13 protein-coding genes are annotated in these 14,448 nt (G+C 73.1%); 7 read left to right on the top strand and 6 right to left on the bottom strand.

The genetic code is table 11. The annotated features are described in order from the left end of the window. Positions 1-53: 53 nt before the first annotated feature. The 5 genes from SOM13_RS11210 to SOM13_RS11230 all read right to left on the bottom strand — a co-directional run bounded on the left by SOM13_RS11210 (position 54) and on the right by SOM13_RS11230 (position 4,665). On the bottom strand, positions 54-1,280 hold the full coding sequence (locus tag SOM13_RS11210) for a PQQ-dependent sugar dehydrogenase (RefSeq protein WP_320479764.1): 1,227 nt from the start codon (positions 1,278-1,280) through the stop codon (positions 54-56). A 108-nt stretch (positions 1,281-1,388) separates the two neighbouring features. Then, positions 1,389-1,814, bottom strand: coding sequence for a flagellar assembly protein FliW (locus SOM13_RS11215; RefSeq protein WP_320479765.1), 426 nt, complete (start codon positions 1,812-1,814; stop codon positions 1,389-1,391). After that, positions 1,811-2,695 (bottom strand): flagellin, encoded by an 885-nt coding sequence (locus tag SOM13_RS11220; RefSeq protein ID WP_320479766.1) that lies wholly within the window; start codon positions 2,693-2,695, stop codon positions 1,811-1,813. The genes SOM13_RS11215 and SOM13_RS11220 overlap by 4 nt, the downstream gene beginning before the upstream one ends. Positions 2,696-2,701: 6 nt before the next feature. Next, positions 2,702-4,123 carry a flagellar hook-associated protein FlgK gene (flgK, locus tag SOM13_RS11225; protein WP_320479767.1) on the bottom strand — a complete coding sequence of 474 codons (1,422 nt, stop codon included), beginning with the start codon at positions 4,121-4,123 and terminating at the stop codon, positions 2,702-2,704. Positions 4,124-4,125: 2 nt separating this feature from the next. Continuing rightward, positions 4,126-4,665 carry a flagellar protein FlgN gene (locus SOM13_RS11230; RefSeq protein ID WP_192060989.1) on the bottom strand — a complete coding sequence of 180 codons (540 nt, stop codon included), beginning with the start codon at positions 4,663-4,665 and terminating at the stop codon, positions 4,126-4,128. A 533-nt stretch (positions 4,666-5,198) separates the two neighbouring features. Here SOM13_RS11230 and SOM13_RS11235 point away from each other — a divergent pair. The 5 genes from SOM13_RS11235 (at position 5,199) to SOM13_RS11255 (ending at position 9,454) form a co-directional block, all read left to right on the top strand. After that, positions 5,199-6,020: a sigma-70 family RNA polymerase sigma factor gene (locus SOM13_RS11235; RefSeq protein ID WP_320479768.1), complete on the top strand. Its 822-nt coding sequence runs from the start codon at positions 5,199-5,201 to the stop codon at positions 6,018-6,020. A gap of 115 nt (positions 6,021-6,135) precedes the next feature. Continuing rightward, positions 6,136-6,960 (top strand): flagellin, encoded by an 825-nt coding sequence (locus SOM13_RS11240; protein WP_279293246.1) that lies wholly within the window; start codon positions 6,136-6,138, stop codon positions 6,958-6,960. A gap of 187 nt (positions 6,961-7,147) precedes the next feature. Continuing rightward, positions 7,148-8,536 (top strand): flagellar filament capping protein FliD, encoded by a 1,389-nt coding sequence (fliD, locus tag SOM13_RS11245; RefSeq protein ID WP_320479769.1) that lies wholly within the window; start codon positions 7,148-7,150, stop codon positions 8,534-8,536. Then, positions 8,536-9,009, top strand: coding sequence for a flagellar export chaperone FliS (gene fliS / locus SOM13_RS11250; protein ID WP_192060993.1), 474 nt, complete (start codon positions 8,536-8,538; stop codon positions 9,007-9,009). Before fliD ends, fliS begins: the two co-directional genes overlap by 1 nt. A 22-nt stretch (positions 9,010-9,031) precedes the next feature. Further along, positions 9,032-9,454, top strand: a complete 423-nt coding sequence (locus tag SOM13_RS11255; protein WP_320479770.1) for a hypothetical protein — start codon at positions 9,032-9,034, stop codon at positions 9,452-9,454. A gap of 128 nt (positions 9,455-9,582) precedes the next feature. On the opposite strand, the gene SOM13_RS11260 is transcribed toward SOM13_RS11255, so the two are convergent. After that, positions 9,583-11,145, bottom strand: coding sequence for a CitMHS family transporter (locus tag SOM13_RS11260; RefSeq protein ID WP_320479771.1), 1,563 nt, complete (start codon positions 11,143-11,145; stop codon positions 9,583-9,585). Positions 11,146-11,460: 315 nt separating this feature from the next. On the opposite strand from SOM13_RS11260, the gene SOM13_RS11265 reads away from it, so the two are divergent. Together SOM13_RS11265 and SOM13_RS11270 are read left to right on the top strand one after the other, a co-directional pair. Then, positions 11,461-13,380, top strand: a complete 1,920-nt coding sequence (locus tag SOM13_RS11265) for a sensor histidine kinase (protein ID WP_320479772.1) — start codon at positions 11,461-11,463, stop codon at positions 13,378-13,380. Continuing rightward, entirely contained in the window at positions 13,377-14,159 is a 783-nt protein-coding gene (locus tag SOM13_RS11270; protein WP_320479773.1) for a response regulator, read from the top strand. The genes SOM13_RS11265 and SOM13_RS11270 overlap by 4 nt, the downstream gene beginning before the upstream one ends. Positions 14,160-14,448: the final 289 nt, after the last annotated feature.

Consider the following 14,448-nt stretch of genomic DNA (forward strand, 5'->3'; position numbering starts at 1 on the left):
GGGCGCGGGGCGCGGGGCGCGCGCGGGGGGAGGCGCGGCGGGCGAGGCGCGGGTCAGGGCGCGCGGGTCAGCGGCACCGAGACGATGCGGTCGTCGTCCGCGCCGGGCGAGCCTCGGCCGTCGGTGTTGCTCGTCACGAGCCAGAGGGTGCCGTCGGGCCCGGGCAGCACGTCGCGGATGCGGCCGAGCGACCGGTCGCCGGTGAACCGCTCGGTGGGCGTCGCCGCCGAGGTCGCCGGCACCTGGATCTCGAACAGCCGCTCGCCGCCGAGCCCCGCCAGGAACAGCGTCGAGCCCACGGCCGTGAGACCGCTCGGGCTCGCGTCGTCGGTCGACCACTGCAGCACCGGGTTGAGGAAGTCGCCGTCATCGCCGCGGCCCTCCACCTCGGGCCAACCGTAGTTCGAGCCCGGCGACAGCGAGTTCAGCTCGTCGTAGGTGTTCTGACCGAATTCGGCGGCCCACGGCGACCCGAAGGCGTCCCACGCGATGCCCTGCGGGTTGCGGTGCCCCAGCGTGTAGACCGGCGAGCCCGGCATCGGGTTGTCGGACGGCACGGCGCCGGTCGGCGAGAGGCGCAGCACCTTGCCGCCGAGCGAGTCGGGGTCTTGCGCGGCGGTCGGGTCGGAGGCGTCGCCGGTCGTGGCGTAGAGCATGCCGTCGGGGCCGAAGGCCAGGCGCCCGCCGTCGTGGTTCGACGCCTTCGGGATGCCGGTCAGCACCTCCTCGACGCCGCCCAGCCCGTACGAGCCGGCCGTGCCCGTGATGGGCGCGCGCACGATGCGGTTGTCGTCGGCGGTGGTCAGGTAGGCGTAGAGGTACGACGGGGCTCCGCCGAGCACCGCGAGACCGAGCAGCCCGCCCTCGCCCTCGTGCACGACGCCCTCGATCCGCGCCACGTCGCGCAGCTCGCCCGAGGCGGTGAGCTCGACCACGCGGCCGCTGTCGCGGAGGCTGACGAGCGCCGAGCCGCTGTCGAGTCGGACGACCGACCAGGGCGCCTCGAGTCCGGTGGCGACGTCGGTCGTCTCGGCGTCGTCGGCGATCGTGACCCCGTCGGTGCTCGTCGTGGCGGCCACCGGCGAGGGCCCGACGTCGGCCGGTCCGCTCGAACGCGCCGACGACGACGAGGCGTCGGAGAGCGCGGGCCCGGCGGTGGGCACCTCGCTCGTGCAGCCGGCGACGAGCAGGAGACCCGCGGTGAGCGCGAGACCCGTGGCGAGCAGCCGCGGGCGGACGGCGCGGTGCCCCCGGGGGGTGGTCTTCCGCGCCTCGTGCATCACCCCATGAGACAGCATGGCGAGCACCCCGGAGGGCCCGATCGCTCCATCGTTAACGGACCGTGACGCGGGTGTCCGCACTCTGGAGGACACCGATGGGCGGCCTCGTCAGCGGGGGCCGAGCTCCGCCCGGAGCGGCCAGTCCTGACCCTCGAGGATCAGCTGAGCACCCGCCCCGGTCACCCGGTTGACGACGACGGGCGCCAGCAGGTTCACCGTCATCCCCGAGGAGGCGGGGGTCGCCACGACGAGGAGCATCGCGTCGTCCGCGTCGGTCAGCTCGAGCAGCGCCGTCTGCTCGTCGGTGATGACCGGCGAGTAGTCGGTCAGGTGCACCGACGCGTCGAGCACGAACAGCCGCACGTCGGCGGCGTCGACGGCGGCGTCGATGGCGGCGTCGACGGCGGCGTCGACGGCGCGCAGGGCGAAGAGGCCGACGGCGCCCTCGATCTCGTCGAGCACGAAGTCGACCTTCGGCTCGAGGCCGAACGGCGGGGCGACGAAGCGCACCGGGGTCCGCGTGATGCCGCTCATCGGAGGAAGTCCATCAGCGAGGTCTGGACGACCCGGGCGGTGACGGCGAGCGCCGCCTGGTAGCTGTTCTCCTGGAGCTTGAGTTCGAGCACGGCCTGCCCGAGGTCGAGGTCCTCGATGCCGGATCGCTGGGCCTCGAGTCCGACCTTGGTGTCCATCAGGGTGTCCTTGGCTCTCAATAGCTGAGCGTGGCTCGCTCCGACCGACGACTGTACGCCGCGGAGGTCGCCGACGCGAGTGTCGATGTCGGCGAGGTGAGCGCTGACGTTGACCCCGCCGCGGAGGTCGGTCACGATGTCGTCGATCAGGCGGAACACCGAGTCGTCGCCGGTGCCGAAGGCCGTCCGGCCGTCGGCGTCGACGCGGACGGTGGTCTCGGGGCCGACGCGACGCACGACGGTGCCGCTCTCGGACCCGGTGTGGGTGTAGTCGTCGGTCCAGGCGACGCCGGCGTCGGAGGTGCCGGCGAAGACGCTGCGGCCGTTGTAGCTGGTGTTGGCCGTGCCGAGCAGGTCCTTCTTCAGGCCTTCGAGCTCGATCGCGATGGCCTCGAGCGCAGCGGGCCCCGTGGCGCCCGTGTTGGCGCCCTGGAGGGTGAGCTGCCGCACCTTCGCCATGATCGAGTCGGCCGCCGAGAGGGCGCCGTCGGCGGTCGACAGCCAGCCGTCGCCGTCGTCGGCGTTGCGCGACTGCTGGGCGGCGGCCGCCTGCAGGTTCTTCACGCGCATGGCCTCGGCGGCGCCGGTCGGGTCGTCGGAGGGCCTGCCGATCCTCTGCAGGCTCGACGCGCGGTCCTGGCTCTCGGCGACACGGGTCTTGCTCGACATCAGGTGCTGCTGCGCTCGCAGGCTGTTCATCTGGTCGGTGACGCGGCTGATCATCGTCCGTTACCTCCCGACCCGGCCCATGCCGTTGATGAGGGTGTCGAGCATCTCGTCGATGGCGGTCATGACGCGGGCGGCCCCCTGGTAGGCGTGCTGGTACGAGAGCAGGTTGACGTTCTCCTCGTCGAGGCTGACGCCTGCGCCCGAGAGCTGACGGTTCTTGGCCGAGCTCGCGGCGAGGTCGGTGAGCGCGGCCTGCTGCGACTCGCTCTTCGCGGTCGCGCCGATCGTCGCGACGACGGCCGACCAGGTGCGGTCGGGCGAGCCGGCTCCGACGCCGATCTGGGCGACGGCGAGGGCGACCGTGTTGTCGTGCGCGCCTCCTGCGCCGTCGCCCGAGGCGATCGTGCCGGGCCCCGTCGGCAGCACCGTGAGGCTGCGGGCGGGTGAGCCGCCGGGCGTCAGAGCGAAGAAGTCGTGACCGTCCGTGCCGTCGGCGGTGAAGCCCGTCCGGTGCACGGCGTTGATCTGCGTCGCGAGCTGGGTGGCGAGGGCGTCGTACGAGGCGGCGGCCTCGGCCAGCGTGCCGCCGACGCCGCCCGTGGCGGGCTGCAACAGCGAGACCGTGCCGGCGAGGCTGCCGCCGGTCAGCGGGATCGACCGGCCGGGGCGGTCGGCCCACTCGACGGCCACACCGGCCGTCGCCGTCGCCATGCTGTAGCCGCCGGTGACGGCGACCGCGCGGGCCGAGGTGCCGCTGACCAGGGCATCGCCGCCGATCAGCACCTCGACCGTGCCGTCGCCGACGTCGCGGACGGTGCCGCCGGCGATCGTCGCGATGCGCTCGGTGAGCAGCGATCGGGCGTCGATCAGCTCGTTCGAGCCGACCCCGAGCTGCGTGTTCGTGCGGATGCGGGCGTTGAGGTCGGCGACCTGCGAGGCGGCGGAGTTGAGCTCGGCGGCGAGTCCGTCGCTCTGCGCGCGCAACCCGCCCCACTGCTCGTCGACGGCGCGGTGCCCGGCCGAGAGCGCGGCGGCCAGCGAGGTGGCCTGACCGATCAGCACGGCGGCGGGCCCGGCGTCGCCGGGGTTGTTGGCGACGTCGCCCCAGGCCGACCAGAACGCGTTGAGCTGACTCGAGATGCCGTTCGTCGAGGGCTCGCCGAGCGACGCCTCGAGGGTGGCGATCGCGGAGGCGCGGGTCGACTGGTACCCGGCGGTCGCGGCCGCGCTCCGCACCTGCCCGTCGACGACCTGGTTGCCGAGTCGGGCGATGGCGTCGATCGAGACGCCCTGGCCGGCGACGACGCCGGCGCTGAAGATGCCTGCCCGGGCCGGCGACTCGATCGACGAGGTCGTGATGCGTTGACGGGTGTAGCCGTCGGTGTTGACGTTGGCGATGTTCTGACCGGTCACGTCGAGACCCGTGCGGGCCGCGACGAGACCGGTGTAGGCCGTGTTGAGGCCGCCGAAGGTGCTGCCCATGCTCAGAGGCTCCCGTCGAAGAGGTGCCCGCCGGAGGCGGTGGTGCCGCCCGGGGTGCCGACCCGGCGCCCGGCGGCGGTGGCGGCGGTCGAGCCGGTCGCGTCGTAGATGGCGCCCGCCGCGGCGGTCGCGTCGTCGGTCGTCGCGGCCAGAGTCTCCTGGGTGGCGCGGGCCGCGGCGCGGAGGAAGCGCTCGTTCTCGTCGCGCAGCTGCGCGATGCGGGCCGTGAGGTCGGTCATCGCCCGGAGGTGGGCGGTGAAGATCTCGCCCCAGGGGCCTGCGGGAGCCGCGGCGATGATGTCACGGAGGGGCGCCTCCTCGTCCGTCCCCCACTGCTGGGCGACGGAGGAGACCTCGACGCTGCGCTCGAGGCCGGCGGTCCGCAGCCGGTCGAGCACCTGCTCGACCTCGCGGGTGGCGTGGTCGATCCAGCGGGTGCGACCGGCGGTCAGCAGCAGCTGCTCCTCCTCCAGCTTGAAGGTGAGCAGCTCGAGCAGCTCGCGTTCACGCCAGAGCAGCGCGGACAGTTCGTTCGCGCCCATGGGGTCTCCTCGGTCGGGTGTCGATGATCTCGGCGGGGGAGCGGTGATGTCCCCTACGAGGAGGACTATCGACGCCACCCCCGCCGCCGTTAGCGAGGCGCGCCAGACGGTCGCCGGATCCGATCGCATAGCGGGTGGCCGGGGTCGACCGGAAGTCGCTCCGGCACCCCACTGCGGGGGAGGGGGTACGGGTGCTGTCCTCCACAGACGCGACACCTGTTCCCCCTGACTGGGGTCACACAGGCGCCCCGCAGGCTGAGTGGACGCCGATAGCGTTGCCGATGCAGGGAGGGTCGTCGACCAGCCCGACCGGTCACCCCGAAGACCGATCACGCACCCGCACGACCCCCGCACGACCCCGACACCCCGAAGCACGAACCCCCGTCTCGACGCGTCCGACACGCGTCTCGACCGCACCAGTCGCTTACCCGCAGCTCAGACCGTGCGTCTCGACATCAGCCCTGATCAGAGGGCTGTTCGTCGCGCCCGCGATCCACACCTGTCCTGACGGACCCTCTTGCTGGGAGCAAGCGATGAACCGCACCGAACGCAACGCCCTGGTGGTCGAGAACCTGCCGCTCGTCGGCTACCTCGTCTCCGAGGTCTGCGCCCGCGCCACGCACCTGTCGCGCGACGACCTCGCCGGCGTCGGCGCGATCGCGCTCGTGCAGGCGGCCGACGCCTTCGACCCGACCCTCGGGATCCCGTTCGGCGCCTACGCCCGCACCCGCATCGTCGGGGCCTTCGCCGACGACATGCGCTCGGGAGACTGGGCCAGCCGCGGCACCCGCAAGCGCATCAAGGAGACCCTGGCCACCCAGGAGGCGCTGACCGCGTCGCTGGGGAGGCGCCCGTCGGTCGACGAGCTCGCCTCGGCCCTCGGGGTCGACCGTCAGGCGGCGCAGTCCGCGCTGAGCGACGCCGGCCGCACGGTCTCGACCCTCGACGACACGATCGCCGACCACCTCTCGAGCGACCTGCCGCTGCCGGGCGACGACCTGCTCGTCGACGAGCGCAGCCGCTACCTGCGGGCCGCCGTCGAGGCCCTCCCCGAGCGCATGCGCCTGATCATCGAGGGCGTCTACTTCGGCGACCGCACCGTCACCGAGATCGCCGACGAGCTCGGGATCACCCACAGCGCCGTCTCGCAGCAGCGCACCGAGGCCGTTCGTCTGCTGCGCGACGGACTCGCCGCGCACTACGCCGACGACCCCGACGCCGGGTTCGAACCCGTGTCGAAGACCGCGCCCGCCCGGCGCAGCGCCTACCTGTCGCGCGTCGCGACGAACGCGGCCATCGGCATCGCCCGCGCCCTGCGCGACCCCGAGCCCCAGGGCTTCAGCACCGCGGTCTGAACCGCCCCGAGAACTTTCGACGTCGCACTAACGCGCGTCGTGAGCCGGTCGACAGTAGCCGGTGTCAGCCCACGGATGGGCCGACGAACAACACCCAGTCACGGAGGAGAACACCATGGGTATGCAGATCAACACCAACCTCGCGGCCAACAACACCTACCGCAACCTCAACAGCACGCAGAACGACCTGTCGAAGAGCCTCGAGAAGCTCTCCAGCGGTCTTCGCATCAACCGTGCCGCTGACGACGCGGCGGGTCTCGCGATCTCCGAGGGCCTGCGCTCGCAGGTCGGCGGACTCACGGTGGCCGCACGCAACGCCCAGGACGGCATCTCGGTCGTGCAGACCGCAGAAGGCGGACTGACGGAGGTCCACTCGATCCTCCAGCGCGTCCGCGACCTCGCTGTTCAGGCCGGCAACGACTCGAACAACGCGGACGCCCGCACGGCCATCCAGACCGAGGTCACGGCCCTCGGCGAGGAGCTGACCCGCATCGGCAACTCGACCAACTTCAACGGCATCGACCTGCTGAACAGCACCGGCACCCTGACGTTCCAGGTCGGCGCCGGTTCGGTCGCGGAGAACGACCAGATCTCGGTCAGCCTGACCGACATCACGGCCGTCGCCACGACCGTCGCCGGTCTGACCTTCGACTCGGCCGCCAACGCCCTGACCTCGATCGAGGCGCTCGACGAGCAGATCACCGCTGTGTCGTCGGCTCGTTCCGAGCTCGGTGCCGTGCAGAACCGCTTCGAGCACTCGATCGCGTCGACCAACGTCGCGAAGGAGAACCTCACGGCGGCTCAGTCGCGCATCCGCGACGTCGACATGGCCGAGGAGATGGTCAAGTACACGCGCTCCAACGTGCTCAGCCAGGCCGGCACCGCGATGCTGGCCCAGGCGAACCAGAGCACGCAGAGCGTCCTGTCGCTGCTCCGCTAGTCGGACCGGGGCCCGGCTCCGTGCTCCCAGCACGGGGCTGACGTCTCGACCCGCCTCGCTCGGAGACCGGGTGGCGAGGGGTCGCAGCTGATCCTGCGACCTCCTGCCACCCGGTCTCGACACGGTCACCGCGCCTCCTGCAGTCCCCTTGATCCGCACGCCCACCACCCCTCGACAGGAGCACCGCATGGCCTCGTTCGGCATCGACGGTCTCGTCAGCGGGCTGGACACGACGGCGCTCATCAACTCGTTGATGCAGTCCGAGGCCGTGCCCCAGACGATCCTCAAGAACAAGGCCACCGCCGGGCAGACGCTCGTCTCCGCCCTGCAGGGGCTGAACACGAAGATCGCCGAGCTGGCGACGCTCGCCGCCGCGACCGCCAAGACCGGCTCGCTCTCGCTCTTCACGCCGACCAGCAGCTCGACCGCCGTGACCGCGAAGACCTCCGCCGGCGCCGTCTCGGGTTCGGTCGACCTCGTCGTCGGCGCCGTCGCGTCGTCCAAGACCGCGGTGACCGCGGCCATGGCGGCCTGGCCCGACTCGCCGGCGACCCTCACCTTCGTCTCGGCGTCGGGAGCCGTGACCGAGGTGACCGCCGCCTCCTCGTCGCTCGACGACGTCGTCAAGGCCGTCAACGCGTCGGCCGCCGGCGTCACGGCCGTGAAGGTCGCCTCGGGCACGGACGCCTCGGGCGCCGTCCGGTACCGACTGCAGCTCTCGAGCGAGAAGACCGGGGCCGAGGGCGGCTTCGAGGTGCACCGCGGCAGCGCCGCCGACGTCGCCGCGGGCACGGCCACCGACCTGATGACCGAACCCGGCGCGGCCGTGATCTCGCAGGCGCGCGACGCCTCGATCACGCTGTGGGCGGGGACGGCGGCCGAGCAGGTCGTCACCAGCAGCAGCAACACGTTCGCGGACGTGATCCCCGGCGTCTCGGTGACGGTGTCGGCCGTGACCACCGAGCCCGTGCACCTCTCGATCGCCCGTGACGCGACCGCCGCCACGAAGGTCGCCACCGACCTCGTCGCCGGGGTCAACGCCGCCCTGACGATCATCGCCGGCAAGAGCGCCGCGTCGACCTCGACCAGCGCGGCGGGCGTCACGACGGTCACCGCCGGCGTCTTCGGCGGCGACTCGACCACGCGGGGCATCACGCAGCGCCTGACCGATGCCGTCCTCAGCCCCGTCGACGGACAGTCGCCCAGCGCGATCGGCATCTCGATCGACGCGAAGACCGGGCAGTTCGCGGTCGACGCCGAGAAGTTCGCCGCCGCCCTCGCCGCCGACCCCGAGAGGGTGCAGGCGACGATGAGCGCCATCGCCGAGCGCGTCGCGTCGACGTCGACCGCCGTCTCGGACAAGTTCGACGGATCGCTCACGAAGGTCATCACCGGTCAGCAGTCGGTCGTCCGCGACCTGAACGACCGGGTCGGCATCTGGGACGACCGCCTCGCCGCTCGACGCGAGAACCTGCAGAAGACCTACTCCGCCCTCGAGGTCGCCCTCAGCGCCCTCACCGCCCAGCAGAGCTACATCACCAGCCAGCTCGCGGGCCTGTCGGCGAGCAGCAGCTGATGGACGCCACCTCGTTCGCGGCCTTCGCCGCCGCCTCGTCCGCCCCGACCGCCGTCGTGCAGAAGCAGCGCGCCCGGTACACGGCCGAGGCCGTGCAGTCGGCGACGCCCGTGCAGCTCGTCACGATGCTCTACGACCGCCTGCTGCTCGACCTGTCGCGCGCCGAGGTCGCCCAGACGGCCGCCGACTGGGCCGCGGCCTCGGAGCAGCTGCTGCACGCCCAGGCGATCGTCGCCGAGCTGTCGTCGTCGCTCAGGATCGACGTGTGGGACGGCGGCGAGGGCCTGCTCGCCCTCTACACGTACTCGTCGACCGCCCTGGTCAACGCCAACATCCATCGCGACGTGGCCGTGACCCGCGAGGTGATCGCGCTGCTCGAACCGCTGCGCCAGACGTGGCACGAGGCAGCCGCGTCGCTGCAGGCCGAGGGGCGCGCGTCGGGCGCCGGGATGTCGGGTTCGGGTGTCGGCTGAGTCTGCTGCGGCGGCTGGCGGGGTGGGAGATCACCCGCGGTGGTCGGCCGTGCTCGACGACCTCGAGCGCTGGCTGGACGACGCCGAGCGGACGCTGTCGGGGCCGGGGCCGGGGCCGTCGAGCGGGGTCGAGCAGCGGAGCGGGGTCGAGCAGCCGAGCGGGGTCGAGCAGCGGAGCGGGGTCGAGCAGCGGAGCGGGGTCGAGCCGGCCGGAGCCGCGTCGAGCCCGCCCGCGCCCCCGCTCCCCTGGGCGCCGCCCACGGGGCTGGGGCCGATGCCGGCCGCTCTGTCGGACCGCGCCTCCTCGGTGCTCTCTCGCCAGTCGGTGCTCGTGGCCCGTCTCGTGGAGGCGCGTTCCGCGGTGCAGCAGCAGCTCGGCGCCGTCCGCCGGGTCGAGGCCTCGCACGAGCCCGGTCGGCCCGTGTACCTCGACGCCCTCGGCTGACGCCTCGCCGCACGGCGTGCGAGGGGCCGGCGTCACGACGCCAGGCTGTGGACACGACGCCACGTTTGATTTTGGCGTCTTGTCCACAACCTGGCGCTGTGGCTGGTGGGGGAGGCAGGAGGCGCGGGTCAGCCCCAGGGGATGACGCCGACCACGATCGCCACGGCCAGCATCACGAGCGACACGATCGCCGCACGCCACAGCACCTTCTTGTGGTGGTCGCCGAGGTTCACGTTCGCGAGGCTGACGAGCAGCAGGATCGCCGGCACGAGCGGGCTCTGCAGGTGCACCGGCTGACCGACCACCGACGCCCGCGCCATCTCGACCGGGTCGATGCCGAACGCCGCGCCGCTCTGCGCCAGCACGGGCAGGATGCCGAAGTAGAAGGCGTCGTTGCTCATGAAGAAGGTGAGCGGCAGGCTCAGCACTCCGGTGATCACCGCGAGGTACGGGCCCATCGAGGTGGGGATCACGTCGACCAGCCACTGCGCCATCGCGTCGACCATGCCGGTGCCGTTCAGCACGCCGATCAGCACGCCGGCGGCGAAGACCATCGAGACGACTCCGACGATGCTCGGCGCGTGCGCCACGATCTCGGCCGACTGCTCCTTCACGCGGGGGAAGTTCACCAGCAGCGCGATCGCCGTGCCGACCATGAAGACGTAGGCGAGCGGGAACAGGTCGGCCACCAGCAGCACCATCACGGCGACGGTCAGCACGAGGTTGAACCAGATCATCTTCGGGCGGAGCGTCGGGCGGTCGGGGTCGAGCATCGTGTCGGCCAGGGTCGCGCCGCCGGGGGTGCCGTTCTCGTTGCCGCCGTAGGCCGCCGCGCCCGCGCCAGCGCCAGCGCCAGCGCCCGCGGGGTTGTCGACCGCGCGCTCGCCGGGTGCGTCGGCGCGGCTGCCGTCGGCCCGCCCGCCCCGCACTCCGAGGGCGACCGTCGGGCTGGTGAACATCGAGACGCCGACCCCGGGGATGCCGGTGCCGCCGCCGCGCGAGGCGGTCGCGAGCTCCTGCGAGAGCGGCGACATCGCAGCCGCCGCGGCCCCGAGGCGCGAGTCGCCGATCTCGAGTGTGCCGAGGCGGCGGCGCTCGCGCAGCCCCATCAGCCATGCGAAGACGAAGACCAGCACGAGGCCGGCGATCAGCGACGGCACGAGGGGCACGAAGATGTCGCTCGGCTGCACGCCGAGGGCCGCCGCCGCACGGACAGTCGGGCCGCCCCACGGCACGATGTTCAGCGTCCCGTTGGCGAGACCCGCGACGCAGGTCAGCACCACGGGGCTCATGCCGAGCTTGAGATAGATGGGCAGCATGGCCGCGGTCGTCACGATGAACGTGGTCGAGCCGTCGCCGTCGAGCGAGACCGCCCCGGCGAGCAGCGCCGTGCCGAGCACGACCTTCGCGGGGTCGTTGCCGGTCACGCGCAGGATGAGCCGCACCAGCGGATCGAACAGCCCGACGTCGATCATCAGACCGAAGTACATGATCGCGAACATCAGCAGCGCGGCCGTCGGGGCCAGATCGCCGATCGCCTCGATGACCATGTCGCCGATGCCGAGACCCGCGCCGGCGAAGAGCCCGAAGATGGTCGGCACCATGATCAGGGCCAGCATCGGCGACAGCTTCTTGGTCATGATCAGCGCCATGAAGGTCAGCACCATGAGGTAACCGAGTACGACGAGCATCCGAACTCCTTCGTCCGTGAGCGGCACCGTGGGGGAGCCGAGCGTGTCCGGGCACGCTAGCCGCGCCTCCTCGGTCGCGTCGCGCTTCTGCGCATTCGCCGACTATCGCGCGTTGGTCGTGTTCTGCGCGTTCTGCTCACGCGCGCGGGGGTGCGTCGCGGGGGTGGGGCGGGTTCGTGTCATCGGGGGCGGGTCAGCGCTGACCCGCCGCCGATGACGGGAACCCGCCGAACCCGCGGGCCGCAACGCGAGCAGCGTGGGCAGGGATCGCAGGAGGCGCGGGTCGCCGAGACCGCGCCCGGTACCCTGGCCGACGTGACCGACGACAGCTCACGCCCGCGCTCGCGGCCCGGCGCCCGCCTCCGCCCCCGCCGGTTCGCGACCGAGGTGCTGCTGCTGCAGCTCGCCGTCGTCACCGCCATCGTCGTGCTCACCAGCGCCGTGTTCGCCGCGATCGCCGTGCAGCGCCTGGCCCGCGAGGCCGAGTCGACGGCGCTCGCCGTGGCGCAGAGCGTCGCCTCCGACACCGATGTGCGGGCCGAGGTCGCGGCCCTCAGCGTCGACGGCACGCCGATCGACGAGGGCGCCCTGGCCGCGGGCGACCTGCAGCGCACGGCGGTCGCGGCTCAGCTGCGCACCGGAGCGCTCTTCGTCGTCATCACGGACGACCGCGGCGTCCGTCTGGCGCACCCCGACCCGACGCGCATCGGCGAGCGGGTCAGCACGAGCCCGGACGCGGCGCTCCGCGGGGAGGAGGTCGTCTCGTGGGAGCGCGGCACGCTCGGCGAGTCGGCCCGTGCCAAGGTGCCGATCGTGGCGCCCACCGCGGACGACCCGCGATCCGGTGCAGGAGGCGCGGGCTCGGCAGGCGGATCGGCCGACGTCCCGGGCGGGGCCGGCGCTCCGACCGGGTCAGGCGACGCCGGGTCCGCGCGCGTCGCCGACGCCGCCGACGTGGTGGGCGAGGTCAGCGTCGGCTACGCCCCCGCGCGCGTCTACGAGACGCTCGCGCGCGACAGCCTCCCCGTGATCGGCGTCGCCCTGCTCGCCCTGGCGATCGGCGTCGTCGCCTCCGTGCTCATCCGTCGGCGCCTCGACCGGCTGACCCTGGGGCTCCAGCCCGAGGAGCTCGCCGCCCTCGTGCAGAACCAGCAGGCCGTGCTCGGCGGTGTCGCCGAGGGAGTGCTCGCGGTCTCGCGCGACGGGGTGGTGACGGTCTGCAACGATCTGGCACCGCGCCTCCTCGGCCTGGCGCCCGGCCCGGTGGTGGGCCGACGGGTCGACTCGCTCGAGCTGCCGGGCGTGCTCGTCGAGATGCTGGTCGGCACGTCGCCGGATGGCCGAGGAGGCGCGGGTCGAGCCCCGCAGACCGGCACCGGCCCCGCCGACACGACGCTGGTCGTCGGGCCGCACGTGCTGCTCGTCGACGTGCGCGCGGTCTCGCACGACGGAGTCGACCTCGGACGCGTGGCGGTGCTGCGCGACCGGACCGACGTCGAGGCGCTGACCCGCCGCCTCGACGCGGTGGGCGCGATGACCACCGCTCTGCGCGCCCAGCGGCACGAGTTCGCCAACCGGCTGCACGCCGTGTCCGGGCTGCTCGAGCTCGGTCGCACCGAGCAGGCGCGCGGCTACCTCGCCGACGTGCTCGACCACGGTCCGCTGCGCTACCCGGTCGCCCACGCGGATCGGCTGACCGAGCCGTATCTGCAGGCGTTCCTCGGGGCGAAGGGGGTCGAGGCCGCCGAGCGCGGGGTGCTGCTGAAGCTCGGCCCCGAGACGCTCGTGTCGGGCACGGTCGTCGAGGCCGGCGACGTCACCACGGTGCTCGGCAACCTCGTCGACAACGCCGTGCGCGCCGCGGTCGCCGGCGACGTCAGCCCCGCGTGGATCGAGGTCGAGGTGCTCGACGACGGCACCGACCTGCACCTGTCGGTGATGGACTCGGGCCGCGGCGTCGCCGACGCGGACGCGCTGTTCGAGCGGGCGGCGGGCGGCTCGGACGCCGGTGGCGGGGCAGCGTCGCTCCCGCCCGACGGTGCGGTCGACCCGGACGACCCCTCGCGCGTGCACGGGCTCGGCTTCGGTCTGCCGCTCTCGCGCGACATCGCCCGGCGGCGCGGCGGCGACGTCTGGCTCGGCTCGCCCGGCGGCGACGGCCACGGTGCCGTGTTCTGCGCGCGTCTGGCCGACGCCGTCCAGCCGCCCGCGCCTCCTGAGAGGATCGACCCGTGACCACCCCCGACCTGACCGTGCTCGTCGTCGACGACGACTTCTACGTGGCCGAGCTGCACCGGCGGCAGGTCGACGAGGTGCCGGGGTTCCGCGCGCTGGCGCCCGTCGGCACGGTCGCCGAGATGTGCCGCGTGCTCGCCGAGACCCCCGTCGACCTGCTGCTGCTCGACGTGCACCTGCCCGACGGGAGCGGCCTCGACCTGCTGCGCGAGGTCGACGTCGACGCGTTCGTGCTCAGCGCGGCCTCCGACGGGGAGACCGTGCGGCGCGCGCTGCGGCGCGGGGTCGTCGGCTACCTGATCAAGCCGTTCGGTTCGGGCGTGCTCGCCGACCGGCTGCGGGCCTATCAGCGCTATCGCAACGTGCTCGACGACCGCGGGAGCGTCGACCAGGAGGCCCTCGAACGCGCACTCCGCATCCTGCACTCGGGCGACGCGGCGAAGGCGGCGTCGCCGTCGCGCTCGGCGACGGAGCAGTCGGTGCTCGAGCAGTTCGCGGTGCCGGGTGCGGGTGCCGGTGCTGGTGGGGGTGGGGGTGCGGGTGCTGGTGGGGGTGCTGCGGGTGCCGGTGCCGGTGCGGGTTCCGGTGCCGGTGCGGGTGCGGGCGCCGGTGGGGGCTCGGACGGAGAGCTCTCCGCCGCCGACGTCGCTGCTCGGGTCGGTGTGTCGAGGGCGACCGCGCAGCGGTACCTCGCCGCGCTCGCCGCCGACGGCTTCGTCACGATGAGGCTGAGCTACGGAGCGACCGGCCGCCCCGAGCACCGCTACTCCCGCGCCTGACGCGCGCCGCGCCTCCTCCCGCGCCCCCCGGCTCGTCGAGGTGACGCAAACGGGGCGGTCGTGGCCTCCCAAGGCCCCTTTCGCGTCACTTCGATGGTGCTGCTGCGCGTCTGACGTGCGCCGCGCCTCCTCGGCTCGCCTCCGTCCCCCCGGCTCGTCGAAGTGACGCAAAGGGGGTGGTCGCGGCCTCGGAGGGGCCCGCTTGCGTCACTTCGATGCTGCTGCTCCGCGTCTGACGCTCGCCGCGCCTCCTCGGCTCGCCTCCCCCCCCCCCCGCTCGTCGAAGTGA

It is taken from the genome of Frigoribacterium sp. CFBP9030 (assembly GCF_034045195.1).
Classification (GTDB): Bacteria; Actinomycetota; Actinomycetes; order Actinomycetales; family Microbacteriaceae; genus Frigoribacterium.